The organism is Methylobacterium sp. CB376 (assembly GCF_029714205.1).
GTDB lineage: Bacteria > Pseudomonadota > Alphaproteobacteria > Rhizobiales > Beijerinckiaceae > Methylobacterium.
This window is the reverse complement of sequence record NZ_CP121648.1, coordinates 4,458,368-4,485,131: the sequence shown is the minus strand read 5'-3', so window position 1 is coordinate 4,485,131 and position 26,764 is coordinate 4,458,368. Positions and strand designations below refer to the sequence as shown.

General features: G+C 65.1%; 19 protein-coding genes and 1 pseudogene. 9 read left to right on the top strand and 11 right to left on the bottom strand.

Annotation, left to right across the window (positions count from 1 at the left end; all coding sequences use genetic code 11):
* Positions 1 to 152: 152 nt before the first annotated feature.
* From QA634_RS20310 to QA634_RS20295, 4 genes are read right to left on the bottom strand one after another with little or no spacing between them, the layout of a single operon-like run.
* Positions 153 to 2,153 (bottom strand): glycosyltransferase, encoded by a 2,001-nt coding sequence (locus tag QA634_RS20310; protein WP_012333759.1) that lies wholly within the window; start codon positions 2,151 to 2,153, stop codon positions 153 to 155.
* On the bottom strand, positions 2,150 to 3,082 hold the full coding sequence (locus QA634_RS20305; protein WP_012333758.1) for a glycosyltransferase family 2 protein: 933 nt from the start codon (positions 3,080 to 3,082) through the stop codon (positions 2,150 to 2,152). The genes QA634_RS20310 and QA634_RS20305 overlap by 4 nt, the downstream gene beginning before the upstream one ends.
* Positions 3,083 to 3,085: 3 nt before the next feature.
* Positions 3,086 to 3,646: a hypothetical protein gene (locus tag QA634_RS20300; protein ID WP_236728657.1), complete on the bottom strand. Its 561-nt coding sequence runs from the start codon at positions 3,644 to 3,646 to the stop codon at positions 3,086 to 3,088.
* Positions 3,639 to 4,130: a hypothetical protein gene (locus QA634_RS20295; protein ID WP_012333756.1), complete on the bottom strand. Its 492-nt coding sequence runs from the start codon at positions 4,128 to 4,130 to the stop codon at positions 3,639 to 3,641. The genes QA634_RS20300 and QA634_RS20295 overlap by 8 nt, the downstream gene beginning before the upstream one ends.
* A gap of 835 nt (positions 4,131 to 4,965) precedes the next feature.
* On the opposite strand from QA634_RS20295, the gene QA634_RS35915 reads away from it, so the two are divergent.
* Both QA634_RS35915 and QA634_RS35910 read left to right on the top strand, forming a co-directional pair.
* A complete protein-coding gene (locus QA634_RS35915) occupies positions 4,966 to 5,256 on the top strand; it encodes a hypothetical protein (protein ID WP_415926890.1) in 291 nt (96 codons plus the stop codon).
* 92 nt (positions 5,257 to 5,348) lie between these two features.
* Positions 5,349 to 5,609 (top strand): annotated as a pseudogene (locus QA634_RS35910) (integrase core domain-containing protein); the annotation flags it as partial.
* Between the two features lie 421 nt (positions 5,610 to 6,030).
* Here QA634_RS35910 and QA634_RS20285 read toward each other — a convergent pair.
* The gene (locus QA634_RS20285; RefSeq protein WP_012333753.1) at positions 6,031 to 7,008 is read right to left on the bottom strand and encodes a glycosyltransferase; all 978 of its coding nucleotides are present in this window, start codon (positions 7,006 to 7,008) and stop codon (positions 6,031 to 6,033) included.
* Positions 7,009 to 7,992: 984 nt separating this feature from the next.
* On the opposite strand from QA634_RS20285, the gene QA634_RS20280 reads away from it, so the two are divergent.
* The gene (locus QA634_RS20280; protein ID WP_012333752.1) at positions 7,993 to 8,592 is read left to right on the top strand and encodes a sulfotransferase; all 600 of its coding nucleotides are present in this window, start codon (positions 7,993 to 7,995) and stop codon (positions 8,590 to 8,592) included.
* A 501-nt stretch (positions 8,593 to 9,093) separates the two neighbouring features.
* Here QA634_RS20280 and QA634_RS20275 read toward each other — a convergent pair.
* From QA634_RS20275 to QA634_RS20260, 4 genes are read right to left on the bottom strand one after another with little or no spacing between them, the layout of a single operon-like run.
* A complete protein-coding gene (locus QA634_RS20275) occupies positions 9,094 to 10,464 on the bottom strand; it encodes a hypothetical protein (RefSeq protein WP_012333751.1) in 1,371 nt (456 codons plus the stop codon).
* On the bottom strand, positions 10,427 to 11,602 hold the full coding sequence (locus QA634_RS20270; RefSeq protein ID WP_012333750.1) for a glycosyltransferase: 1,176 nt from the start codon (positions 11,600 to 11,602) through the stop codon (positions 10,427 to 10,429). Before QA634_RS20270 ends, QA634_RS20275 begins: the two co-directional genes overlap by 38 nt.
* Positions 11,599 to 13,164 carry a hypothetical protein gene (locus QA634_RS20265; protein WP_012333749.1) on the bottom strand — a complete coding sequence of 522 codons (1,566 nt, stop codon included), beginning with the start codon at positions 13,162 to 13,164 and terminating at the stop codon, positions 11,599 to 11,601. The genes QA634_RS20270 and QA634_RS20265 overlap by 4 nt, the downstream gene beginning before the upstream one ends.
* A 38-nt stretch (positions 13,165 to 13,202) precedes the next feature.
* Complete coding sequence (locus QA634_RS20260; protein ID WP_012333748.1) at positions 13,203 to 14,762, bottom strand: glycosyltransferase; 1,560 nt, start codon at positions 14,760 to 14,762, stop codon at positions 13,203 to 13,205.
* Positions 14,763 to 15,176: 414 nt separating this feature from the next.
* Between QA634_RS20260 and QA634_RS20255 the strand changes: the two genes are divergently transcribed.
* Together QA634_RS20255 and QA634_RS20250 are read left to right on the top strand one after the other, a co-directional pair.
* Positions 15,177 to 16,907: a glycosyltransferase gene (locus QA634_RS20255; RefSeq protein ID WP_265576387.1), complete on the top strand. Its 1,731-nt coding sequence runs from the start codon at positions 15,177 to 15,179 to the stop codon at positions 16,905 to 16,907.
* 268 nt (positions 16,908 to 17,175) lie between these two features.
* Positions 17,176 to 18,759: a hypothetical protein gene (locus QA634_RS20250; RefSeq protein WP_012333746.1), complete on the top strand. Its 1,584-nt coding sequence runs from the start codon at positions 17,176 to 17,178 to the stop codon at positions 18,757 to 18,759.
* Between the two features lie 129 nt (positions 18,760 to 18,888).
* On the opposite strand, the gene QA634_RS20245 is transcribed toward QA634_RS20250, so the two are convergent.
* Positions 18,889 to 20,823, bottom strand: coding sequence for a tetratricopeptide repeat protein (locus QA634_RS20245; RefSeq protein ID WP_012333745.1), 1,935 nt, complete (start codon positions 20,821 to 20,823; stop codon positions 18,889 to 18,891).
* Positions 20,824 to 21,980: 1,157 nt separating this feature from the next.
* On the opposite strand from QA634_RS20245, the gene QA634_RS20240 reads away from it, so the two are divergent.
* Positions 21,981 to 23,156, top strand: a complete 1,176-nt coding sequence (locus QA634_RS20240) for a tyrosine-type recombinase/integrase (RefSeq protein WP_012333744.1) — start codon at positions 21,981 to 21,983, stop codon at positions 23,154 to 23,156.
* A gap of 262 nt (positions 23,157 to 23,418) precedes the next feature.
* On the opposite strand, the gene QA634_RS20235 is transcribed toward QA634_RS20240, so the two are convergent.
* Positions 23,419 to 23,748, bottom strand: coding sequence for a hypothetical protein (locus tag QA634_RS20235; RefSeq protein ID WP_150108702.1), 330 nt, complete (start codon positions 23,746 to 23,748; stop codon positions 23,419 to 23,421).
* A 4-nt stretch (positions 23,749 to 23,752) separates the two neighbouring features.
* Between QA634_RS20235 and QA634_RS20230 the strand changes: the two genes are divergently transcribed.
* The 3 genes from QA634_RS20230 to QA634_RS20220 all read left to right on the top strand — a co-directional run bounded on the left by QA634_RS20230 (position 23,753) and on the right by QA634_RS20220 (position 26,716).
* Entirely contained in the window at positions 23,753 to 23,944 is a 192-nt protein-coding gene (locus QA634_RS20230) for a helix-turn-helix domain-containing protein (RefSeq protein WP_012333743.1), read from the top strand.
* A gap of 203 nt (positions 23,945 to 24,147) precedes the next feature.
* Entirely contained in the window at positions 24,148 to 24,537 is a 390-nt protein-coding gene (locus QA634_RS20225) for a hypothetical protein (RefSeq protein WP_012333742.1), read from the top strand.
* On the top strand, positions 24,530 to 26,716 hold the full coding sequence (locus tag QA634_RS20220) for an AAA family ATPase (RefSeq protein WP_012333741.1): 2,187 nt from the start codon (positions 24,530 to 24,532) through the stop codon (positions 26,714 to 26,716). The genes QA634_RS20225 and QA634_RS20220 overlap by 8 nt, the downstream gene beginning before the upstream one ends.
* Positions 26,717 to 26,764: the final 48 nt, after the last annotated feature.

The window sequence follows — 26,764 nt, the reverse complement described above, 5'->3', positions numbered from 1 at the left end:
GGCCGGGCGACGTTCAGCTTCGGCGCGAGCCGTGCGCATCGGCGACGGCCCCGCCGCGGCTCACCAAACGTCTTACGACGGCGTCACGCCGCGCGGTCTAGAGCATTTTCCGACGAAGTGGATGCCGGTTCGTCGCGGACAATGCGGCAAGATCAAAGATCGAGAGCGGCACCCGATTGCAACGTGATCGGGTGCCGCTCTAGGGGCATCGCGACGCCGGATAAGAGCGCCCGGGCGTACTTCTCGACATCGTCATAAGAGCTTCGCCCGCAGATGGTCGAGCCCGTGAACTTGAGGGAGCAGCGGGATGCAATCTCGTGAAGCAGCCTTTCGGCGGGCGCTCCGGCCCGGCCGATCCAAGCGAGTTCGGGCCCCGAATCCCGCCCACCGCAAAGCAGTTCCGCGATCAGGTTGTTGAACATCCCTCGATCCGAGAGTGCGATGATGACGTCGCTTGAACGACCCGCACGCGGCAGAGCCCGCGCAAGTTCGCTGTTTTCGACCACGGTCACGCGCGCGACACTCGGCCCCGCGATCCTCTCGCCGGCTTTGTCGGTAGCCGCCAGATCACCGCGCCCGCGTATCATGGTCATGACACCCGGAAGCCAGTCGATGTCGGAATGCAGGAAGGGGAGTTGCGACACTGCGTCGTCTCCGGGATCGGAGACCACCTGCTCGCCGAGCAACCAATCCCAACGACCGTCGCGCACCGACCTCGATAGATCATTGGCCCGCAATGGCCCGAGCGCGACGACCATCTTCCCGCTGGTTTTCAGATCTGGAAGGTCGGCCTCGCCGACAATCTCGTACCAACGATTGCGCAGGCGCCCGATGATGCGTTTCAGGTTGTCATCGACGAGGAAGAAGACCCTCATCCGATCCGACAGGATGCGGGACCAGCTCACGTAGGAGGCAAGGATCGGCCAGTGCTCCTCCGCCGACAGACCCCGGACATCGAGCACCAGGAGTCCGCACGCCCTCTCGATCGACGCAATGAGCTCCGCTTCGGAGCGCTCGCGTGCGGCGACGAGATCCGCTGCGGCCGCCTCGACCGCGTCGAGGAAGCGTGACAGCGGGGGCCGGTCGAGCGCGATCCGCGACATGGCGCGCGCGAGCGTCTTGGGAGAGGAGAAGACGAAACTGTCCGGGAGACCCGTTCCGATACTCGAATGCTCCGCGGCGAGGACCGGAATGCCCGCGAGCATCGCATCCGCGACTTTCACCTTGAAACCGGTTCCATCGAATTGGGGCGCGATAATGAAATCGACGCGGCCGAGGAACTCCTCTTCGGAGGCCACCTCCCCAAGACGCTGCACGGGCAAATTGGTCTTCACATGATCCGATATCGTGCCGCCGATGATCAGATCGACCGGCGAAAAATCTTCTTCGACTTGCAGCTCCAGCTCCTGGAGCACGGCGTTCAACCCGATCACCGTGTAGACTTGGGCGCTGCTCAGCACGCCGAAGACGACCCTGTCGTCATGGATATATGACCGCCGCGTCTTTTTTGCCGCCGCTTCGGCCAGAACAATCGGTATGTTATGGACTGGAACGGTGATTTTATCGCCGAAATACGATTTTTCCTCGTCCGTGACCGTGACCACCAGATCGGCCCGGCTCCATCCGAACATCTCGTTCCGTTCATCCGTCCAGAAGAACTCCGGCGCAATCCCCGTGCGATTCGCTATCTGTTGACGCTTCGAGAATACATCCAGCGTATCGAGGATCTTGAACGAATTAAACGCTGAATAGAAAGCCTTTGTCATCCAAACATTGGTGACCACGGTGACGTCGAATGTTTTGATTTCATTCAGACGCTCTAAGAACTTTTCGAATGCAGGATCCCACCATTCGTCGAGCGAATGAAAGTTTCCGTCCTGAGGAGGGAGACCGACTTGTTTGGATGCGGGATAGATATGCACCTCACCCCAGGTGTTGACCATCTCTTGGTAGGAAATCTGATCGAAATACCAATACCAGGGGAGTTCGAAGGCATAGAGAACAAACGTGATCCGAAAGCCTGCCCGTTTGAGCAGCGATGCGATTTGGAAGACGCGCCGCCGCTGACCGGAATTCGCCGGATGCGATGCGAATGGTGTAATGAAGAGGACGGTCTGGCCGAAGCGATTGGGCGAGGTCGCCGGCACCGTCATGCATCCTCTCCCTGCTTGAAGCCGGCGCTCGCAATCATCGCCATGGCGTATATCGACTCAAGTTGAACAACGAATTCCGCCGACGTGCGGGGCAAATATGACAGGGCCTTGATATTCCGATACTGTGGCGGAGCAAGCACCATCCTGGTCTTGTAACGCTCGTAGGCCAGATCGAGGGTCATCCAGCACGAGCCGGAGACCACGTCGGAGATCGCTTGCCAGAAGACGCGGCGGCGGAAATGTTCCGGAGTCAGGCGGTCGGCGGCGATGATGTGTTCGACGCAAGCTTCCGGGCAGTAGAAGGTTCGGTGCCTTCCGACGCGGTCGAGCAGGGCGGTCTCCTCGTTGCTCAGCAGCGACGCGGTGCCACGCCGCCCGAGCGAAGGGTCGAACCTGCCATATTGCCGGAAGACGTCCTTGCGGATGGCGAGGTTCGCTCCGACCACCCACTCGTTCTCGTTCAAGAAGCGTCCCGTGTCCGACCAGTCGATGCACGACAGGTGCGACGCCAAGCGGTCATCGTACCACTCCGGCAGACGATCGGCGTTCTCGTAGAGGGGAACGACGCGGCCGCCGACGATCAATGCATCCGGATGGGCATCGAATGCATTCAGCAGTTGCGTTGTCCAGCCGGAGCAGACCAGGGCGTCGTCGTCGAGAAAGGCGATGATCTCGCCGTTCGCCTCGTCGATCGCGAGATTGCGCGCATGGGAGAGGCCGGTCTCGTCGCAGAAGGTCACGCGGCTGCCGCGGCCCTCGGGCAACGCGATGGGCCGGCGTCGCGCCAGCGGGGTGTTGTCGACGATCAGAAGCTCGGCCTGGTGCCCGTCGATGCGGTCCCGCTCCAACAGCGTCGAAACCGTCCTGTTCAACAGATCGTAGCGGTCGAAAGTGCAGATCGCAACGGTGAGGCGGGCATTGTCGGACACGGATCACCGTACCTTGAGGTTGATCGAAGCCACAGCGAAGGGAGCATCTGCCTCTTCCGTCTCGGGCACGGCCAAGGCCAGTTTCAACACACCGTCCTGCCCCGCGCCGACGATGGTCCCGCGAACGGCGCCGTCCCAGGACAGCCATGGCAGATCTTCACCATTGGCGCGGACATACAGGCCGTCGTAAGCCCGCCTGGACACGAACTTCGGGACGACGACCGTCAAGTCGTACTGGCGGTTCGGCGTGACCTGCACCGTCCATTCCAGCCGGGGCATCCCCAGGAGCCATCTCACCCAGCGACCGGACGCGTCGCGCTCCGGGAGCGAGAGATTGCCGCTCAGCGTGTTCGGCATCCTCGCATCGAAGCTCCAGTTCGCCATCAGAGAGGCGGTCGTCGCCGCATCGAACGCCGCTCTGACGGCCGCGTCGACGGCGCCCAGATTCTTCTCGAGCGCGGATTCGAGCTCTGTTTGCCGAGCTTCGACTTGACTGAGGCGTTGCATCGCCTCGTCACCGACGGTCGATTTTTGTCGGTCGGACAGTGTAGCGGGATTAGCCATGCGCGATATCTTTGGATACGACCCTGACGGACAGTATGGCGAGACCGAGATTCCGCCCGCCGGGTTCCTGACTCTCCGGCCTCGTCGCCGAGGAGATCTCCAGGATGAGCGACTGGCCGACGACCGGGGGGAGGGACGCTCTCAGGTGGAAGTAGCCTTCGGCCGCCGAACCGTCCGGCGTCGGGACATCGATGCCGTCGGCCCGCAGCCGCGCTTGGGCCGGATTGCACGCCGTGCCCATGACTTCCACGTCGATGTCGACGCCGGCGCCGCGCTCGATGCGGATTGGAAGCCGGACGCTATCCCGCGCCCCCGACCAGCGAAAGCAATCACCTGCCGGTCGGGTCCACTCACGAAAATGCAAACCGTTACTCTTGTCGAGCTGATCGCTGGCTCTAATTCTAACGTCGCGGGGAGCTTCGCTTACGATCTCGAAACTTGCGTCATTCTCGAACCGTAATTCTTGTGTTTCCTGCGCCCTCATAAATTATGCGCTCCTCAATTTAAGTGTTGCCCTGTCGATTCGATCGGATAGGAAATTTTACCCAAGGTACGGCACATTGTCAGACTTCGCAAGGCGTAGGACGTACTGACCGTCATTGGACTCGACGAGGGGTCCGCCGCACGGCGCCGGCGGCTCGCGCGAGATCCCACGCCGCTGGGCGCAGCCTCTTCCGGGCAGGCCGACGGCGTCCCCGGCCGGCTCCGGCTCACCCCCACGACGTCCCCGCCTCCCCCAGGCCGCGCGGGGCGCCCGCGGCGAGGACCGCGAGGTCGGGGAAGCCGCGCCGAGCAACCGCCGGATCTGGGTCAGCACCGCGACGCCGCGCAGGCTCGGCGGCGGGATTGGCGAGGGCCGGCCGGATCGGACGACGTGCGCGCGGATGCCGGCGTCGGCGCGGCGATCGGATTGGGACAACCAGCGGCGCCCGTCGCCCGACAGCCTCGCGTCGGCGAGCATCACCTCGAAGGTAGACCAATCCAGATCCTGCACGCGCGCAATTCTCCGGTCACTCTCGATCAGACGGATGCGGAGCCACTACGGGACAGGCGTAGCGGTATCGCGTTGGCAGGCCGGGAGCAAGGCTATCTCTCGGGCGCGCTATAGCGCGCTATAGGCTGTTATGGACCTGTGGGGGATGGAATAGCCAGATGACGGTGCATGCACGCCTCTCGCAAGCCCTACCCCTCATACGGTTTTCGGCTGATTAGTGGATTGGGATTGCGCCGGATTGGTGGACACCGAGAACGCTTTCGCGTGAGGTGTTTTTGCCATGCCGAGACCCCGTCCCCCGTACCCGGTGAAGCTCCGCCGCCAGATGGTCGAGTTGGTGCGCGCCGGGCGCGCTCCGACCGACCTCGCCCGCGAGTTCGAGCCGTCGGCCCAGGCCATCCGCAACCGGGCGGCCGAGGCCGACCGGCAGGAAGGACGTCGAGAGGCGAAGCCCCCTGCCGCTGAGGCTGCGCTGTCGGTGACGGAGCGCGAGGAGGTGCTGCGGCTGCGGCGGGAGAACCGGCAACTGAGGCTGGAGCGCGACATCCTCTCTCGCGCGACAGCCTGGTTTGCGCGCGAGACCGGGGCTCTGCCGTCGGGATCTTCCGGTTCATGAGCAAGAACCAGGCGCGCTTCCCGATCGCCGCCATGGCGCGCGTGCTGGGCGTCTCGAAGGCCGGGGACTACGCCTGGATCGGTCGTCCGCTCTATACTTCGCTGGCCTTCGGCGGCCGCTGCCGCGAGGCGGGCGTGCGGCCCTCGATGGGCTCGGTCGGAGATGCTCACGACAACGCCAAGGCCGAAAGCGTCTTCTCGAGCTTGGGATGCGAACTGCTCGCCCGCCGGCGCTTCCGCTCCCGGCCAGAGGCCCGCACGGCCCTCTTCAGCGACCTGAAGGGCTTCGCCAACCCGGTGCGGCACCACTCCGCCCTGGGCGACCGCTCACCCAGCGTCTCCGAACAGGGGCATCACCCACAGCCCGTAACCGAGACCCTGGTCCGCCAAGCCCACGAACCGTCCACAGAAACGGGGCGATCCCAAACAGCTAAGTGCGATTGCGGCACGGTCCGGAGAGTGCGAACCAGACTTTCGCGCCGTGCAGGACGGATAGGGCCGGCGGGTGCCGCGTGGCCAATTCGATCTCCTGCGGGCAAGACGGGTGCGCGGCGCGGATGCGCAGAGCCGATGTCGCATCCGTGCGCGCCGCCGGTCAGGGAGAGCGCGCATTGCTGTCGATCCGGCAATCCGCCGCATTCCCGACGAGGCAATCAGAGCGGCGCGCGGCCGGGACGTCGCAACGCATGCCGCACGCCCCCTCGCGAAGAGCGGAAGCTCGGGTCGTCCCGGCGCCCGGATTACACGATCTCGGCGCGCTGGCACGCCTGCGGCGCTAGGCCGGAATACGCTTCAACACTTCGTCGAGCGTTTCCCAACCGAGAAGCTTGTCCCGATAGCGCGCGTTCCACAGCGACCGATCGTACCCGGAGCCACCATTCTGCTTGACCAAGCCGTCCAGGTAATCCTGAAACAGAGCGATCTGCTTGCGCTGGAGGTCGATCGTCCGGTTGCGGATCTCTTGCGCCGGCGGCGCCCGCCCGATGATCTCTCTCACCCCCCTCGCAACGTCGGCCGGCGTCGGATCCACGATCTCGACGAAGCTGTTGTCGAAGAAGAAATCGCGCCCGCCCTTGGACGGCGTCGAGACGACCGGCAGGCCGGTGAGCAGATACTCGACGCTGGCATGCATGCCGCCCTCCTCGGCGGAGAGGCAGAGTCCCACATGCGCCCGATTCATGATGGTGACGACTTCCGGCGCCGAGAGATTCCCGTGCGGCGGGCTCGTCAGCTCTTCATTCATGAAGCGAGCGCCCGGAATCTGCTGCTTCAGCTCCGAGTAGTACGCACGCGTTTCTTCTCCGAACGAGTGATACACGAGGCCTACGGAGTCGAGGTCGGCGCAGAGAGCATGTCTCTTGAACGGGTGAAGCTGTGCCGTATAGACTGCCTGTAGATCTTTCGGGATGCCATCGATCGGTTTATAAACATTCGGATCGATGAAAGAGTTCTGCTGTCCAAAATAAGCCCGCACGCCCCGGCGCGCAAGATTTTCGACTTCAGCTTGTGTATTGCAAAAAACGATATATTCGTGATTTGGATAATCGGCCTCATATTTCTTTACGAAATTCATCAAGTTGTCGGCATGATCGTTGCTCTCGGCCGACCATAAGGTCAAGATTAGAAACGTTACTTTCCGATCACGCAGAGGCTCCGCCAGGAGCGACGATCCGGAAACCGGCGCATCACCCGAGCCTCCCGTGAATATGATGAGGGGATCATCGGATAAGATTGTTGCACGAACAAATTTCAAGACGTCATCTCCCAGATGATTAATATACCAACTCGCATCATCTCTCGCGTGGCCCGCTCTCCTCAACGTATTTCGTAAGCAAATGAGCAGGTTTCAGTTTTGGCAAGAGAGCACACGCGTGTCGGCGTTATACCTCGGACCGTCATAGCAGGAGGTTCCCGACCTGTCACGGGCCCCGGTGCCGGCGGCCGAGTTGCGCGGGAGACTGGATGAGAATGGGATGCGGTGCGACGACACCTCCCGCACCGCACCGCGGGGCGCACCCTCCTGGCGACCGCCGAGACGCCGCGTCGCGCTCGCCACTGCCGCCGCGACGAGTCGGTGGTGGAGGCGCGGGCTCGTCGCCGGAGGCGACGTCGGGATCGTCTTCGGGGGTCGAACCGAGGGCGCCGCGGCTCCGGCGCCGCGCACGCCGCCCGCCCATGGCCGCACCCCGATCCGCACACGGGTCGGCGCCTCAGCCTCTCGGGTCGTGCGGCCGCCCGCGCCGCCAGCCCGTCCCGCCGGCCCGGGACCGCGCACGGCCGCGGCCTGAGCCCGCGGCGGCGCACGTCCGGGCCGCCGTGATCGCGACCAGCTTCAGGCTGGCGCGCATCGGCACCCTGATGCGCGAGGCCGGTTGAGCGACCGGACTCACGATGGAAGGGCATGCCCTTGGCCGCGCCCTTCAATCTCCGAGGATCCGAGCCCCTTCGCTGGGATCCTCTGTGGGGTGCCGGCGTTGATCGGTCGTCGATCTAGAAATCGACGAGAATTCGCGAAGCTCGGCATTTTACTTTCGCTCGGTAAAGCGGTCCAAATCAAATCCGAAGGCCGACGTATCGCGGCCGTGCTGACGATCCATTCGCAGCACTTTGAGATTCCGCTTGATTTCATGGGTCTCCGTTATATTCTGTGTCTCTATGAGAAATAAACCCCAATGGGGTGCGCACGGTACGGATGACGGCAGGCGGCGCGCCGTTCAGGAGACGATAGCGGAGCACCATGACTGAGCTCTTGCGGAGCAGAAAAGTGTTCGTGGCGAGTCTCCACCGTTGCGGAACTCAAAGTGTCCATAGGTTGCTGTGTGATCTCGGGCTGAAATCGATCCACTGGCCTAAGTTTTACGATGGCATCGATCTTGAGGAAGAGATCCGAGGCCGTGAAGCGGACAGGTGGCACGTTTCCTACAGCTTGAATAAAGTCCTGTATGAACATGATGCCGTCAGCGACGTGCCAATCTGCGGAATCTACGATGTTCTGGCGAGACGGTTTCCATCCTCGCAATTCATCGTGTTACACCGGCCGGCTGAAGACTGGATTCGGTCGGTCCGGCGGCACATCGGCAGGCGAGACTTCGATCCGTATGAGAAAGTGGTCTATACCCGCTACTTGCACGATCTCCCGCAGAAGATTTCCGACGTCAGCGACGGAAGCTTGAAAGCCGTGATGGAGCAGCATGCGGCTGAGGTGTATGACTTCTTTCGCGGGACCGGCCAGTTGCTGATGACGGATCTCGGAAGTCCATCGGTTGGGCGGGACATATGTGAGTTTCTCGGGCGAGTTCCAATTCCGTTCATGAAGGTTGACTACCAGCCAACCTGACGGCTCGGCGCAGCGAACGCGGTTCTGGATGACACGACCGGACTGGCAGTGAGGCAATCGACAGGCGCAGAGTGCGGGCGTCATCGTCGCGGGCCGCGTCCGGATGCGCGGGCTGGCGCGACATGCGGCGGGCCCGCGCCGGAGCGTCGAGGCGGGTCATCCGACATCCGACGGATTGCTTCGCCATCTCCCATTTCGGCCATGCGGAGGTCGGCTTCGCTCAAGCGCCGCGCGGGCTCGTGATCCGACGGATTGCGTCGCAATGCGGATTGGGGCTTCGCTCAGGCGCCGCGCGGGCTTGTCATCCGCTGAACGGACGTGAGCGTCCGGACAGCGGATCACTTCGCCCCGACGTCCTCACCGCCGGCATCCTCGGCCGTGACCGCCGCCCGGTGCCGGGGCCTGCACCCGAGAGCGTCGTCCGGCGTCTCGTCTCGGCAGGAGCGTCGTCGCCGGTGACCTGGGCGTGGAATTCGACGGTGCCGCCGTCAGCGCCCGGCCTCACTCGTCGGGCTCGAGCAGCAGCCTGATTCCGGTCACGCTGAACGACAGGATGCGCCGATCGTGGGAGGTCGGGTCGAGCTCGCTCGGCCGCCTCGCCTGGCTGGAGATCAGGCGCGCAACCCCGAAATGCTGCGGCGAGGGCAGGATAATCCGGACCGTGTAGGACTGCCCGTCGACCAGGCCGATCCTCTCGCCGCGGACCGGCTCCCCACCGTCGAGCGAGACGAAAACGTCGGGCGGCACCTCGCCGAGATAGGAGAACACGCTGACGAGGAACCCCGTCGCGCGCCGATCCGCGGCCGGATTGAGGATCGTGGCGGCGACCGGCATCCAGCGGAAGGAGACGCCGTCGAAGTATTCCGGCGCGTGCCAGTCGTCGCCGAAGCTCGGGTCCGTCGGCGCGAGGCGGACCATGTTCCGGGTGGAGGATACGGCCCGCCCGTCGTCGGGCCGTTGCACGGTCTCGTAGAAGGCCTTGAGGACGCGGTCGACCTCGGCCGCGGCCGCCTGATCGTCCGGGACCCCCGCCCCTCGGTCGTAGACGAGGGCCGCGAAGTACTCCGTCATCGCGTCGAGGCGCGTCTGCTGGCGCGCGACGGCCTCCTCGAGGACGCGCTGAGCGCCCGCCGCGTCGATGCGCGCCCTCATGGCGAGCTGCGCCACCTTCGCCTCCAGGCGCGTCACGGCCTCCGCCAGAGCATCCTTGTCGGCGCGTGAGAAGCCGATCTGGGCGATCGGTGCGAGGTTCGGCAGCGCGTGAACGCGAATGGTCGCGCCGGTCTCGGTGAGGTCGCCGGCCTCGAGCGCCAGCGAGAGCCGGCAGGTGCTGCCGCCCTCGTCCCGCATGCGCAGCGGCCCAACCTGGACTTGCCGGAACACGCCGTTGATCTGCCCGACCAGCACCGGGACCGCGAGCCCGTTGACCGCGTTGGTGAGCGTCCCGGTCACGATCCCGTTCTCGATCCGCAGATCGTCGCACGTCACCTCGCCGGGGCCCGCGAGCCGCACCGCCTCGGCCTCCGAGGCGAGCGCGATCGGCGCCGCCGCATCGAGGCCGTCCTCGCCGGAGAAGCGGACCTCGCACGGGAGCGGGACGAACGGGAAGCGCCGGATCGGGATCGAGACCTCGTCACCCGCGGCGCAGCGATCCAGCGGCCGGCTGCGGCCGATCTCGATGCCCTCGACGAGGGCCAGCAGAGGGCCGTGCAGGCGCGCCTCGGTTTCGGCGATCAGGACGATGTGGCCGGGCAGGACGCGCGCCCGGCCGAACGGAAAGGCCGCGGCATCCCCGGCATCGCGCCCGGCATGCGCGGGAACCGCCGGGCGGGGCTCAGGCGAGCTCTTCGTGGCGCTGGCTTCGGCGATCATGGGCGAGGTCCTCGATGGAAGCGATCAACATGTCGAACTGGGCGGCGACCGCGCCCGCATAGGCCACGGCGAGGGTCCGGCTCGCACGGGCCACCTCGTCCCGGAGTGCGGGATCCCTCGCGAGATCCTGCATGCCCTCCGCCAGCGCCTCCGCCGAGGCGAAGCGGTGGAACGGGTGGGCGGGCCGCAGCCCTTCGAACGCGGCCGTGGTGCCGATGACCGACCGGCCATGGGACAGCGCCTCGATCGTCTTGATCTTGAGCCCCGTGCCGCCGATCATCGGGTTCACGACGCAGTCCACGTGGTCGTAGAACTCGCGCGGATGCGCGACCCGACCGAGTTCGAGCGGTGCAGTCCTCAGGCGCAGCCGGCTGTCGCAGATCGTGCCGGCGATGGCCCAGTTGCGGAACGGACGGGTCGCCAGCGCCGCGTCGAGGGCCAGGGCGGAGCGCTTGTTCCAGGGGTTGCCGCTCGCGAAGTAGCCGAATGGCAGCGGGCGCTCGGTCCCCGCCTCCTCGAGCAGGAAGTCGAGAGCGAGGGGGTGCCCGACCGTGAGCACCCGGCCGGCGCAATGCTCGGCGATCAGGCCGCTCTCGGCCTCCTGGATGCCGATGACGATGTCCGCCCGCGCGAAGGCCTCGCGCTCCTGCGCCACCGAGGTGAAGAACCAGCGCGGGTCGAGGCCGGCCTCGACCATCTTGTCGCGGCGGCCCGCGAACACGTCGTGCGTGTCGAGGACCTTCACCGGGCCGTCGCAGAACTCCAGCACGCGGGACATCCAGCTGTAGTTCACCACGACCGCGTCGTAGCGGCGCTCGGCGGTGAGGCGCTCCACGGCCTCGCAGAGCGCGTCGGAGCACCAGTCGTCGATGCCCCAGTGCGTGGCGTAGGACGGACGTCCGAGCGGCCGGCTCGGAACGAAGATGAAGTCGTTCCAGGCGGCCCGCATGGCGGCCTCGCTCTCCGGCGTCAGCCCCTCCATGCCGTAATAGACGAGGTCGATGCGGCTGCCGCGCCTCATCAGCTCCCGGTTGAACGCCAGGAGCCGGAGCGAATTGCCCTGGTTCGCGGGATGGGACGCCATGGGGGAGACGACGAGGATGCGGGGGCCGGCTCCGACGGAGGTGGGGCGGCTCATCGGGCTGCGATCTCCTGCGATGCCGTCTCCGGACGGGCCGGCGTGAGGGTGATGGCGGTGACGTGCACCGTGAGCCGCCGGGGGTCTCCCGGGGCCCGCACGCCGTCCCGGCAGCCGATCGAGAGGGTCAGCGGCCCGGCCGGCCCGGCCGGCGGGACGGCGATCAGGGCCGCCCCGTCCCGACCCGACACCGCCACGACGGCCTCGACCGTGCGGCCATTGACCTGGAAGCGGAGCAGGTCGCGGCACCGCGACCCGATCCCCACATCGGCGGCCCTGAACGCGATCCCGATCGTCGTACGGGGAAAGGGCCGCCGCCCGAGCGCGAACCGCTGGATGCGGTCCGGCCCGCACCAGATCCAGGAAAAATCGCCGGCGGTCTCGACCTCGCCCGGGGTCGAGACCGCGTGATCCGGCAGGAGCAGGATGCGGTCCAGGTTCGGCAACTCGGCCGTGCCGACCGGCTCGGTCAAGGCCGCGCGCCGCCCCGGCGCGAGCAGCGCGGCGACCCCGAGGCCCTCGGCATCGGGCGGACCGAGATCGAGCGAATCGATCTCGGCCGGGGCGCGCGCGGCGACCTGCGCGATCCGGTCGGGCTCGTCCCGGACCAGGAACGATCGCGCGGCGAGGGCCGGCCCGAGGCGGGGGGGCAGCGCGTCGCAGGCGCCGACGTAGACCCATTCGTGGGGAGGCGGCCGGCGCGGTAGGCCGCCGACGAAGATCGGCTGGCGACCGCCCTGCTGGCGGAACGCGGCGTAGAACCCCAACGGACCCTCCTGCGCCAGCAAGGCCGCCGGGCCGGCCAGCACGGCATCGGGCACGAGGCCGGGCAGGACATGATCCGGATAGGTGGCGTCGACGAAGCGGGCGTCCGGATCGCGCAGCCTGATCGCCGCGACCGCCTCGGCGAGGGAGCGGAAGACGGGATCGGCCCGGTCCGCGGGCTCCGTCTCCCCGGCCTGCGCCCGCCGGACCATCGCTTCGAGGCGGGTGAGGGGCTCGGTCCGGTGGACGGCCGCCCGGTCTCCCGGGGAGGCCGGGCGCGGAGCGCGCCCCTCGTGCATCCCGAAGTGCAGGTAGTGGACCAGCGGGTGCTCACCGGCATTCCGCACGTCCGGATTCTGCTCCAGGTACCAGAGCGTGCTGAAGTCGGGGCTCGGATCCCGGCCGTCCTCGACGCCGTGCCTCAGGTAGTGCACGAGGGGGTGGAACCGGTAGTCGCGGACGTCCGGATAGCGCTCCAGGTACCACCTTGTGTCGAAGACCGGGTTGGGCCGCCGGTCGGTCGCGAGCCCGTCCCGGAGATAGGAGAGGATCGGCAAGGTCCCGTCCGCCACCGCCTCCGGGTAGGCCGTCGCGTACCAGACGGGATCGAACAGCGGGTTGGGCCAGTGACCTTCCGCGGCCCCGGAGGCGAGGTAGTGCGAGACGAGGCCGCGGCGGGCAGCCGGGTAGCGCTTCCGGTACCATGCGGCGTCGAACAGGCCCGACTCAATCAGGCTCCGGGCGTCCGCCGACCGAAAGGCTCGAACGACCGACAGGATGCTGCGAAGGGAAGCCACGTCAGCCTCGATGCGGGTGGGACCGGGATGCGCGTCGATCAGGCCGTCGCCGGGGGGCGCGGGACGGCTTGGGTGCGCGAGACGGCTTGGGTGCGCGACACGGCTTGGCGGGAGACGTGAAGCCGGAGTTGATAGGACGCCTCGTCGGCCGGGCCGTCCGCCGAGACCGGCACGACCCGCACGTGCCGCGCCTCGGCGCCTCCCGGCAGAACGGATGCCAGGATCGCGCGCGCGTCGACGAGGGCCTGGATCGGGCCGATCTCGACGCTCATGCCCGCCGGGTGGGCGGCGAGCTGCGCCTCGAGGCGCGCGCGCGCCGAGGCGGGATCGGGCGGCAGGCGGAGCGTGGGCAGCGCCGCCCCGGCGGGGGCCGCTGCCGTCACCGGGAACGCGTCGAGCCTGTCGAGGACGCCTCGGAGCCGTTCGCCGTAGCGGCTCATCGACAGCTCCGTCGCGGCGTAGCGCGCGGCCCGTGCGCCGAAGGCGTCGCGGAGGGCGGGAGCGGCCGCGAGCGCGTCCAGTGCCGCCGCGATCGCCCGCGGCGCATCGACCGTCGGGATCCTGATCGCGACATCGTCCGGGATCTCCCGGAACGCGGCCGTATCGGAGACGAGGCAGCAGGTGCCGTTCCCGAACGCCCGCGCCAGCGATCCCGAACTCTCGCCCTCCGATGGAAAGCGCAGGTTCACCAGAACGTCGGCGGCAGCGACGGCGGTGTCGAGGTCGCTCTCGGACAGGTAGCCCGTGACCCGCGAGACCGCCTTGACCGCCGGGTGGAGGTCCAGCAGCTCCGCGAGGGGCACCTCCTCCTCCCGCAACTCGCCGGCCTGGATCCAGACCACCGGCTGCCGGATGGTTTGCAAGGCTTGGTCAAGGCCCTCGATCAGCCACTCGTAGCGCTTGCGTCGATGGACGAAGCCCGCCGTGATCACCACGAAGGCGTCCGCGGCGACGTTCATGGCCGCGCGCGCCGCCGCCCGCGCGAGCGTCACGGGCGGGTACGCGAAGTGCGGGATGACCACGACCTTGTCGGCGACGTCCCCGTGCTGCTTGCGGATCAGCTGGCGGGCGTAGTCGGAATGCACCACGACGGCGCGGGACGCCCTCACAACATCCGCCAGGGCGTCGAACAGGACGTGATCGGCCCGGGTCGGCCCACGACCATCGACGCGCGCCGCGCGAACCAGCTCCGCGGCGCGCGGATTCGATGCGGCCATCAGATCGTAGAGATCCTGAGTCGAGGTTCCTGCCGTCTGATACAGATAAAGAAGGCGCGGATCATGCAATACGACCACACCAGGATGGCGCAGCGCAGCACGTAACACGAAGACGTGTCCGGGATTGTTGCCGATCTGGTACACATTCTTGGCGCCGGGCCGGAGATACTGGAACGCGCAAGCCTCATCGGCCAGCGTCACGCCCGGCGGGACCTCGGAAAATAGTGAGTCGCTGAACGCCGTCACGTCGTAGTGGGACGAAAGCTCCGCCAAGACACGCGTCGCGTAATCGGCAATGCCGTTCCGTGAAGGGGGAAGCGGACTGAAAAAGAATAGCTCCTCCAGAGCCTTACGATCAGGCCCGACGCGGTAAGGATCCATTGATGAAATTTCCACAGGATTCCGGCATGCCCTTAATGCCCCACCTGCCGGGATGCAAGTTCCCGGATCGCGATCGGACCGCCGCGCCGGACGCGGTGGACCGGGCGGGCGCCGAGCCGCGGCGGCGCGAGGCGGACGCGCGGGCGGCATCGCGCCGCGGGTCGGACCCGCCGGCAGTGCGGGCCGTTCCACCGCGTCCGGAGAGATGCCGCCGGTCCGGCCCCGGCAGGTCGCGGTTTGCCGCCGCGCCCCGCGGCGACCGCGCGAGCATCCGGGCATGCTTCCGAAAGCTCACGAATTTGCTAATGCCGTGTCGGCTCCGGCCGAGTCGGATCCCGGCAGCCCGTGGGATTGCCGGGAATCGGCGCCGTTCATGAAGCGGGCGCCCTACACGTATCGCGAGCATCGATCACAATGCGGAAATCCAAGAATATTCTCAGAAATATTGCTAAATTAACCAACCATCTCGCCAGGAAAGAGCGTCGCTCCGAAGCCTCGACCGCGAGCGATTACGAGACCATTGCATCCTGCCCGGGAATGTTCGACGTCGATTGGTATCGCAGAACCTATCCGGACGTGAGCGCCTCGGGTGCCGATCCGATCCGGCACTACGTGGATCACGGCTCCCGGGAAGGGCGCATGCCCAACCCGCTGTTCAGGCCGCACTGGTACCTCGATTCCTACCCGCACGTGCGTACCGCGGATGTCAACCCGCTCGTCCACTACATCCGACACGGGGTCGAGCACGGTCTGAAGCCGCATCCGCTCTTCGATACCGCTTGGTACGACGCGTCCTACCCCGATGCCGCCGCGGCCGGCCTCCATCCGCTCGCCCATTTTCTCACCCGCAACGAGGATAGCCGTTACAATCCGAACCCTCTATTCGACCTTGCATCTTACATCGATAGCCATTCGCTCCCGCTGGATTCGAACATCGCTGCGTTGGAGCACTATATGGGCACGGATGAGAACCTCTCCGGCCGAACGGCAAGGCCGGGACCTGCGTCGACCCGGGCCGGGAACGGCCCGAAGCTGCTGGTGATCGACGGCGTATACCCCAGGCCCAATCGGGATTCCGGTTCACTGGACGCATTCAATTTCCTTCGTATTTTCTTGAACATGGGATTTCGCATCACGTTCATTGCCTCCGCCGAATTCCAAGACGACAATTGCTATCGGCGCCAGATAGAGAACATCGGCGTCTACGGCGTCGACTACTACAAGTATAAATCGGTCGAAGATTTTCTGGCTAGATGCGGCAAGAATTTTGACGTGTTCTTCCTATCGAGAGTTCATTGCGGCGGCAATTATTATAAGTTTGCGAGGAAATCGTCTCAAAGCGCGAAGATCATCTTCAATACCGTAGATCTGCACCACGTGCGCGAGCAGCGCGAGGCGCTGCTGAACGATGACCGGGTGTCGCTCAACCGCAGCCAGTGGACGCGGGAGCGGGAATACTATCTGAGCCGGATGTGCGACGCCACCATCGTGGTGTCCTCCCTGGAGGCGAGGCTCCTGCGCGAGAACGTTCCGGGGGCCAACGTTCACGTCGTTCCGCTCCTGCGCGACCTCGCGGAGCCCCGGGCGGGTTTCGACGCCCGCGACGGGGTCGGCTTCATCGGCGGGTTCGGCCACACGCCGAACGTGGACGCGCTCCTGTTTCTCCTCGACGAGATCTGGCCGCTGGTGAGCGGGCGCGACGAGGCCATCAAGCTCTACGTCCTGGGATCGGATCTGCCGCCGCGCTTCAGGCTGCGGCGCGACAGGAACGTCGTGTATGTCGGGTACGTCGAGGACATCGGCGAGCGACTGGAGGGACTTCGGGTGATGGTGGCCCCCCTGCGCTACGGAGCCGGGGCCAAGGGCAAGATCGTGTCCAGCCTGATCCACGGGGTGCCGACCGTGGCGACCTCGGTCGCCGCCGAGGGCATGGACCTGGTCGCGGGGAGGGACGTCATGGTCTCGGACAGCCCCGAGGAATTCGCCGAGGCGGTCTGCCGCTTGCACCGGGACCGCGGCCTGTGGGAGCACATCTCCGCCTCGGGCTACCGTCGCGCGGCCGAGGTTCACGACGTGAGCCGCGGAGCGGAGATCATGGGGAGGATCCTCGGCAGCGCGGGCGTGGCCTTGAGAGCGCAGCCGTGACGGGCGGGCGTGGTCCGCACGGCCCGGCCACGGCCGGGCCGGCGGGCGGTCGCGGCGACGGGGCGGCGAGCTGTGTCGGCCGCTCCCGACCGGCCGGGATGTCCGCCGATGGCGCGACCGCGGCCGGACCGGTCCTCGCGGGGCAGGGATGCGCCGCCCCCTCCCCGGAAGCGCCGCGATCCGAGGCACGTCTCGTCCCCGTCAGCGCCGGCACGGTTCGGCACCCAGTCCTGCCCGCCCACGGGGCTCGGGCGCAGAGAGACCGCCGATGATATTCTTCACAGTATGTTCAGCCAATTTCATGGGATACGCGCTCACGCTGCGCGAGACGATCCTGGCGCACGAGAAAGATGCGACCTTCTACCTCCTGCTTTGTGACCGCGAGGACTCCGTCGATGCCGGCATGTATGACTTCGAAATTATATACATCGACCAACTTGGTGTGCCGAATTTGGAGAATATGAAACAAAATTACAACATTACGGAGCTCAATACTTCTCTAAAACCTTTCATGTTCCTCTATTTATTTGACAGGCATCCCGGCAGTCGCGTCGTCTATCTCGACCCCGACATCATGGTGCTCTCTCCCTTGGACGAGTTGCGATCATGCCTCGACGAGGGCGCCGCCTGTGTTCTGACGCCGCACATCACGGAACCGGCCGAGTTCGCCGATATGAATGACGGCATGTTCCTGCTGTACGGGATCTACAATCTCGGATTCTGCTGTTTTGCCGATACCCCGCAGGTTCGACGCGTCGTCTCCTGGTGGTCGCGCCGCCTCGAATCGGATTGCAGCATCGACCTGCCGCGCGGCCGCTTCGTGGACCAGAAGTGGGCAGACCTTCTTCCCGCGATGATCGACAACACCTTCATCCTTCGCCATGTCGGGTACAATGTTGCCTACTGGAACTTGAGCCAGAGAAGATTATCGAGGACGGACGGAACTTGGAGCGTCAATGGCTTCCCACTTCGCTTTTTTCACTTCAGCGGGAATATCATTGAAGATGAAGCTGTATTCTCTCGACACAGTCATGAATTCAACATTCACTCTTTCGGAGTGATCGGAGAACTACTGACTCAATATCGCTCTCTCATTTACAAGAATGGGCATCGATACTACTCCTCCCTGCAATACGGGTTCAACTGGTCAGGCGCTTCCGGTCGCAACGAGCACACGCTGCTGGAGATTTTCGAGAATCGCCCGAAGCACGCGGCTTCCCCTCATCTTCACCTCACCCCGCGGGGCGACCGGCCGAACCTGCCCGATGCCGTCAGGACCGTCAGGGCGTCGGCGGAGGCGCGGCTCGCGGAAGCCGCGCGGGCGGCGGCGCTGACCGGTCACTGCATACGCTGTGGCGGCCGGACGGACTTCGTGCTCGAGCAGGAAGCGGTCGCGGGCTCGCCCGGGACGAGGACGAGGGTGGTCTGCACGGGCTGTGAGCTCGACGCGGCGAGACGAGTCGGCATTCACGTCGGAAGACAACTTCTGCGCAGCGACGGCGCGGAGATCACGTACCCGTCCGGAACCGGTGACGCGGTCGTGGCGACGATGCGCGCGACGGAACCGGGTTGCGGACTCGGCGGTGCCGCATCGCTCTGCGTCGTGAGCGTGCCGCGCGACGCGCCCTCGGCCGTGGACGTGACCGCGCTGTGCGCGCAGTACGATCGCGTGGTCGCCGTCCATACCGACGAGAGCTTCGAGAGCGCCGCGCGCAGTCGCGGAGCTCAGGTCAGCGTCCGTGACGCGTGGTCCGAGACGTGTCTCTACGTGTTCGAACCGACATCGGTGGCGATCCTGGAGCGATCGGAGGCCGATCCGCGACCGCCCGCGGCGGGCGAGAGCGCGGCGTGACGCGCCCGCGGAGGTCCTGGGCGAGGTGACGGACGGCACCGGCTCACGGGGGCGGCCGAGGGCGAAGCGCGCCCCTCGACACCGCTCGCCACGCGGGTGGCGACACTCGCGCCTCCCTCCTCGCGGCCGTCAGAGCCTGCCGCCGCCGGCACGGGCGGCGGCCGTGACGGTCTCGGGAGCTCCGTCCGGATCCGACAAGCCAAGCTCGCGCGATCGCCTCTCGGTATAGAGATCGCGCCCCTCAGTCGTATAGCAGCCGAATATGCCGGGTTCGATCGAATTCAGATTGGCAATCTGAAGGGATGATCCCATGATCTGGCGAGAGACATACAGCGCATTTTGGTCCACAAACCAGATGTTCGTATCACGCAGCGATGCGAACGCCAAGGCCACGTAGCTATTGACGTAGGACAGGAACTTCAAGGATGATGGCGTATTCGAGAAGAATGCGATGGTGGCTGGATTGCTGAACCAAGGCAGTACACGTCCCTCGAACATCAATCCGACATCCGAGCCTCGCAGTTTCGAAATGAAATCTGCGACAGGAGATTCGAAAGATATATCGACATCCGTCACGAGCAGATTCACACTGAGCTTTTGGATGAGCTCGAAAGCGACTTCGAATCTCCGCGTCGCGTAGATCGCTTTCAAATTCTTGTCTGACTTATCTATGTTTTCGCGAGAAAAACTTATTTCGACGTCACGATAGCGAGTGCGCAAGTGGCCGATCAGCGCCTCCGTGCTGTCCAGCGGATTCATGATGTGAAAATGCAGATGCGATCCAGGCGCAACAATGTTGAGTGAGCCCACGTACAGATTGGACAGTTTGGAAAAGTAGGTTCCATCACAGGCGGCGAGGATCGCGCGGCCGGATCCGACCCGCGCTTGCGCCGCGCGAAAGTCCGAGACGGCCCCCGACGAGAGGCGAGGCGAGCGCTCGCGGCGCGAGAGCGTCACGGCCTCGGGCAGCAGAAGCGAATTCAGGCCGAGAAGATCACCGAGTTCCCGCGGGGGTAAGGGCTGGGCTTCGACGATCTTGCGCAGCCCGTCGTCCGTTCGCCCTTCCAGCAGATCCTGCGCGCCGGCGTACACTTTGGGCCATCGCGCGTCCGGCAGGAAAGGCGACGCGGCATCCGAAATGGCGCGCAGCCCCGACTTGTTTTCCGAGCATATTTTAGCGTTGCAATAATATTCACCGCAGATATCAATCATATTGACGTTCTGCTGGGTGAGAAACAAGTGGAAAGCTCTTGAGAAATGGTGGACGGCCGTGTCCCAGTCCTCCCTTCGAAAAGCCGATATCCCGGCTTGGTAGATACCGAACGGCCAAGTCAGGTTACTCAATGCCAACTCTTCTGCGGTGGTCAGCTCGAAGGAGGTCGACCGATCTGGCGCGAGATGGTCGCCCATCGGCCCCGCCACGTCGATGGCGCGCTGGAGATCGCCCATGCGGATGCAGGCGCGCGCCAGGCCGAGGCGAACGTGAGAACTCCCCGGGTCGAGCTTGAAAGCGCGTTCGTGCGCGATCAGCGCAAAATCCGGAAGATCGAGGCGCCAGAACGCGGTTCCCAGCGCCGTGAGCACGAGGGGTTCAGCGATGCCATTCTTGATCGCCCGCATTCCGAGATCGCAGACACCGCGAAAATCGCCGTCGTAGATCCCTGCCAACGAGCCCCAGTAATATGCTCCCGGCAAACCCGGAGAGGTTTCCGCGATGCGGTTCGAGGCCGACAGGGCGTCCTTGTATCTCCCCTCCTGGAAGGCCGTGGCGGCCTCGGCGACCTGCCATCCTGACCGCCCCTCCGCCAGGCCGAATGCCCAAAAGTGCACCAGCGGATTGATGTTCGCGGCAGCGACATCCGGGTTGGCCTGCAAATATCCGCTCACGCTGAAGTGGCGGGACGGATCCCGGCCCTCCTTCCATCCGTGATTGAGAAAATGATCCAGCAAATCAACGCCGGACGCAGCCACATCAGGATTCTTGAGCCTGTAATATGTCTGATCGAACCCGCCAATCGAGGCAATGACACCAGATCTAGTCTTCTTTTTGCGTCTCCACAGCATTTTCTGCTACCTTCCAGCACAGCCTTGCATCATGACTCCACAACGTGGATGTCTGCCGGTCGCAGGACCACGGCGAACTCGAAATACGCATTACGGCAGCTCGATCGCGCTTCTTGATCACGCAGGAGCTGATTCAATCACCTAGGACAGTCCCGCGATCGGACATCAAGCTTGCTTATTTTCACTAGCCGAATGCACTTCTGTAACGAATCTCCGCGACATTTCGGTCGGCATTCGCATCGGCGCGATCAGCTCCGTGCGCCGGATCCCGGCTGAGCCAAGTTGCGGGAGGCATCACCGGTGCCCCAACCTGATCGGTGCCGAGATCGTGCATCGACGGGTCGGTCACATTGGCCAAAACGCTCCTTCATGTTCGCGCAGGACCGAGCGAACTCGTCACAGCCGGTCGCGCTGCGCCTCACCCGCCTGGGCCGACCCTCTCGGATCCGGGGAGCCCTTGGCGCGGACGGTCCTCCGTGGGCGCCACCTCGATACGGCGCTGCAAGTATCATCCTGACGCCCGCGTGACCACAGGGCAACGGGCCGGCATCGGGCAGCGGCATCAGGACCGTCCCTGCTTGGCCCGCGCCAGCGGGCGCGAGGGTGGCGCATCCGACCCCGAAGCGGCAGGTCTCGACGGCCGGCGCTGGACAATCGACCGGCGGTTCGCGGCCTTCTGGACCGCTCCCGATCGCGGGAGCACGTCGCCGCCGAAGCCGATCCCCGCCCGGAGCCGCGCCGGCGCGACCCGGCTCCGCTCCCGCGCGGCAGCCTCACGAATGGTATCGAGCGACCCCACGAGAGGGGACCGACCGGATGCCGCCCGGAGGTGGGGGAACCCCCAGGGCCCACCAGCCACCGCCCTCGACGCCGCACAGGCACTCCGCAGGACGCCTTGCGGACCTCACCTAGGCTAAGTCCAAAGCGACATGATGTCGGCAGGCGAGCCGGCGAAAGCTCGAATAAATCGATGCGCGACAGTGATTTAAGATGAACTGGCGGAGAGAGAGTCCGCCATACTATGGTTCATGGACGTCCAGCATCGTTCACGAGATCCTGCAGAATCAGTGGTTTATCTCCCAACCAGTCTTCCGACGTCCGCCCATGTTCGCTACAATCCGTGTCACGCGTTGGGGTGAATGTTGGGGTGAGTTGGGGTGGCCCGTCCAGTGAAAAGGCTGAGCGCCCGCTCAGTCGCAACCATCACTAAGCCCGGCCGCCACGCAGACGGTGACGGCCTCTATCTCGTCGTCGATCCCAGCGGCGCCAAGCGCTGGCTGTTCCTGTTTCGCTGGCATGGCAAGCTGAAGGAGATGGGCCTGGGTGGCCTCTCGACCGTATCTCTCGCCGAGGCGCGTGAAGCTGCATCTGAGGCGCGCCGGCTCGTCAAGTCAGGACGTAACCCGATAGAGCAGCGGCGGGCTGCCAAATCGGACGAGGCGGCGCTGGTCACATTCGGTGCCTTCGCCGACAAAGTCGTCACCGACCTGGCGCCCGGCTTCCGGAACGACAAGCACAAGGCTCAGTGGGCCATGACGCTCACCACCTACGCGGCGCCGTTGCGCCCCATGCCGGTCGAGGCGATTGGCACGGAGGATGTGCTCAGGGTGCTCGAGCCGATCTGGCAGACGAAGAGCGAGACCGCCTCGCGACTGCGGGGACGCATCGAGCGCGTTCTGGACGCCGCCAAGGCAAAGGGCCTGCGCACGGGCGAGAACCCAGCGCGCTGGCGCGGCCACCTCGACAAACTGCTCCCCGCTCGCCGCAAGCTCACGCGCGGGCACCACGCGGCCATGCCGTTCGAGGACGTGCCGGCGTTCCTCGCGGCCCTGCGAGAGCGCGAGGCTGCCGCAGCACTCGCCCTTGAGTTCTGCATCCTGAACGCGTCGCGGTCAGGAGAGGTGCTGGGGTCCTGCTGGGGCGAGATCGATCGCAAAGCGAAGGTCTGGATCGTTCCGGCAGAGCGGATGAAGGCAGGTCGGGAGCACCGGGTTCCCCTCACCTCCCGCGCGCTGGAGATCCTGGACCACGTGGAGGCGGTCCGGGCCGGTGACCTCGTCTTCCCCGGCCAGAAGCGGAACCGTCCTCTCTCGGTGATGGCGATGGAGATGCTGCTGCGGCGAATGCAGGTGCCGTACACCGTCCATGGCTTCCGCTCTTCGTTCCGGGACTGGGCGGGTGAGCGCACGTCGTACCCGCGCGAGATCGCCGAAACCGCGCTGGCGCATGTGGTTGGGGATGCGACGGAGAGGGCCTACAGGCGTGGCGATGCGCTGGAGAAGCGAAGGAAACTGATGGAGGAATGGGCCGCCTATTGCGCCAAAGGGGAGTGACATGGGGCACGGAGGTAGAAGGGAGGGTGCGGGACGCCCTCAGGTTCTAAGTGAGGAAGAAGTTGATATAATTGGTACAAAATATGGACTAATATTGTATAAGATACAAATGCGCAACGGTGTTCGCTTTAACCGGCAAACCGAAAAAATCTTGGAAGAAATCCATGAATTGCAAACACATATGTGGTCAGTTAGCTTGCAAGAGAGGCAAAAACGATTTCAAGGAAGACGGGGACGCATCCCGATAGGAGATGGAAATCATTCAATAGATGACATCAGTGGTGATATTCAAGATAAAATCGATAGTAAATTTAATGGAAGTCGCATTGTATCGGGCAGAATAGTTCGACCTTACCGATTTCGCAAGCGTCTTATCAAATGCATGTCTCAATATTATTCTCGACATTTTGGAAAGAACGTAACGCCGCGCATGGTTGAGACGTGTATTGAGAAAGTGAGACCCCTGCTTAAGCGCCTCAAGAGCGACGTTGGCGATGGCGAACTTGAATTCTGAGTAAATCTTCCTGAGCGGCAGAGGCGGTTCGTTACCGTGCTCCTGAACGCCGGATTGCCCGGCCACGTTCAGGAGCACTCACATGTCCGAGAAGCGCGCGCACACCATCGCGGAGGTCGTCCAGATCTCCGGGGCCGGCCGCACCACCATCTACGCCGAGATCGCTGCCCAGCGCCTCAAGGCCAAGAAGCTCGGTCGGCGCACCTTGATCATGTCGGATGATCTGGAGGCTTGGCTCTCCAACCTCCCGGATCTAAAATCACGCGCCGCGTGATCGACCATGTCCCAGAATGTCAAAACCCCCGCCGCGGGAACGGCGAGGGCTCTGGGAAATGTCTGCTTCGCTGCTGACGGCCTAGAGATACTACTGAACCCCATTGAGCACCAGACCCGCCAACTCATGCGGCGTTTCGGGTTCAGCCTCGCGCGCGCCCGTGCTGAGGCCGAACTTCACTACTCTTCCAGCGAGCGCCGGACATGACGGCGTTCGTCCTCCTCCGCCAGTCGCGGCGCCAGCTCGTCCGGGCCGCGGCGGGCGCCGATCTCGTCGCCGAGGTTTGGCGCTCCTCCGACGAGCACTCCTGCCACGAGCACCGCATCTGCCTCGCGAACGCAGCAAAGGTGGGTCTCGTGATGCTCATCGATGGAGCGCCAGACGCCCTGCAAGTGCGTCGCTACTACGCCCTAACCCGGCAGATCACGCCCGGAGCGCCTCTCCGGACATCCTGGCTCGGCCCGGACGCCGATGAGCGCGGCTTACCTCAAGCTTCTTGCCGGGACGTCTTGAAAACACGGGCCGAACCGCAAGCGCAGAGCGCGCAGATCCAGGTCGAGCTGCGCGAGATCGTGGGGGCGGTCAATGACTGAGAGCACCCACACGGCTGCTGCTTTGCCGCCGGCGCTCGTGCCCCTCGTAGCCGATCGACGCTGGCTGGTATGGAAGTGGGAGCCGAACAAGAAGGGCAAGTCGACGAAGGTCCCATACCGCGCCGACGCTCCGAACGTGAAAGGGTCCAGCACGGACCGACGCACCTGGAGCGACTACGCCACGGCTGTCCGGGCAGTTGAGGCCGGACGCGCGGACGGGATCGGCTACGCTTTACACGGGGGCGAGGTCGCTGCCTTCGACCTCGACAACTGCCGGGATCGAGAGACCCACGAGATCGCCCCGTGGGCGCTCAAGCTTCTGGAACGCGCTCAGAGCTACGCCGAGGTCACGCCCAGCGGCGAGGGCATCCGCATCATCGGGCGGGCGATCGGCGACGAGGTGCACCGGCGCCAGCGCGTGCCGATGACCACCGACGGCGCGGTCGAGACGTTTCGGCGCGCCGGGCGGTTCATCACCGTCACTGGGGACGTCCTGCTGGACGCGCCCGAGGCGCTGGCGCAGCTCGACGAAGTGATCGACGAGACGGTTGCTGCACTCGATGAGGCGAAGCGGGCGGAGAAGGTGGCCGAGCGGGGGGCCTGCCGCGAAGCGGAGCAGGAGGTGACGCGTCAGAGCAAGGGTGAGCGAACCGCGGACGGAGCGGGATCGCAGATTTACGGCGGGTACGACAGCCTGCCCCGCGAGCTGTACAAGCTAATCCGGTTCGGACCCGGAGCTGGCTCAGACCGCAGCGCCGCGTTCCACCATGCGGTATGCTGGCTGAAGGACTACGGTTGGAGCGTAGACAAGATCGAAGCTCTGATGGCAGCCCACCCTCGCGGCGTGGCAGAGAAGTACGAGGGGCGGCTGCGCGCCGAGATTGAGCGATCATGGGACAAGGGCGACGCACCGCGCCAGACCGGCCGGGAGCAGCGACAGGAGCGCCGCCAGGAGAAGCGGGAGGAGCCCACAGCCATCCCGCTGCACTGGCACCGCGAAGCCCAGTCGGAAGCCGAGCGCACGTGGCTCGTGCGCGACCTCCTCTCGACCGAGGGCAAGGGCCTGCTCTCCGGTCAGTGGGGCTCGGCAAAGACCTTCATCGCCTTGGACCTGTCCGGCTGCATAATGACCGGCGAGCCATTCGCGGGCCGGCGGGTGCTGCGCCGCGGAGGTGTGCTGTTCATCGCCCCGGAAGGCGCCTTTGAGATCCCGATCCGTCTCAAGGGCCTCGTAGCCGGCAAGCTAGCCGGCACGGTGCTGGCGCAGAAGGTGACCGGCATGCCGACCGTCAACCCCAACGATCTGCCGTTCGCTTGGATTGAGGAGTGCCCGCGCTTGGTCGACCGCGACGCCACCGACCAGCTGACGCTCACGGCCGGTGTTGCGGCGGCGGAGTTGCGAGAGCGCTACGACCTGCCCCTGGCCCTCATCATCGTCGATACGGTGGCGGCCGGCGCCGGATTCGATGATGAGAACAGCGCGGCCGAGACGCAGAAGGTGATGAACGCATTGGGGCGGCTGAGTCAGCACACTGGGGCTTTCGTGCTGGGAGTGGATCACTTCGGCAAGGTGGCCGAGACTGGCACGCGGGGCTCCAGCGCCAAGGAGGCGGCGGCCGATACCGTCCTGGCGGCACTGGCGAGCCGCGACGAGGCCGGCAACGTGAGCAACCTGCGGCTGGCAGTGCGCAAGGTGCGCGGTGCGCCTACAGGGATGGAAACACCTTACACGCTGGAGGTCGTGGAGGTGGGCGAGGATGAATGGGGAGAGCCTATCACCACCTGCGTGGTGAACTGGCAGACGAACCGGGTCAGCGAAGCCGCCGTGATCGGCGGTAGGGAGCGGTGGCCTACTTCGCTCAGGGTTTTCCGCCAGGCAATGAACACCGCCCTGGACGAGCACGGGATACGGGCTTGGCCCTACGGTGGCAGCGGCCCTGAACATCGTGCCGTGCCACTACAGAAGGTCAGGGGTGCCTTCTACGCGATTTACCCCGCGGACGCTGATGACGAGGTGAAACGCCGTGAAGCCAAGCGCAAGGCATTCAAGCGCGCCCTGGACGACAGCACGAAGCGCGAACTAATCGGCTCCATTGAGCTGAAGGGTGTCGATCACCTCTGGCTGAAGCCAGACCCCCACAACAGGGACACCCACACCGGACGGACGGGACACTCCTAGTGTCCCTGTCCCGTCCGTCCCGCTGTGGGCGCCGGACAACCGGGACAA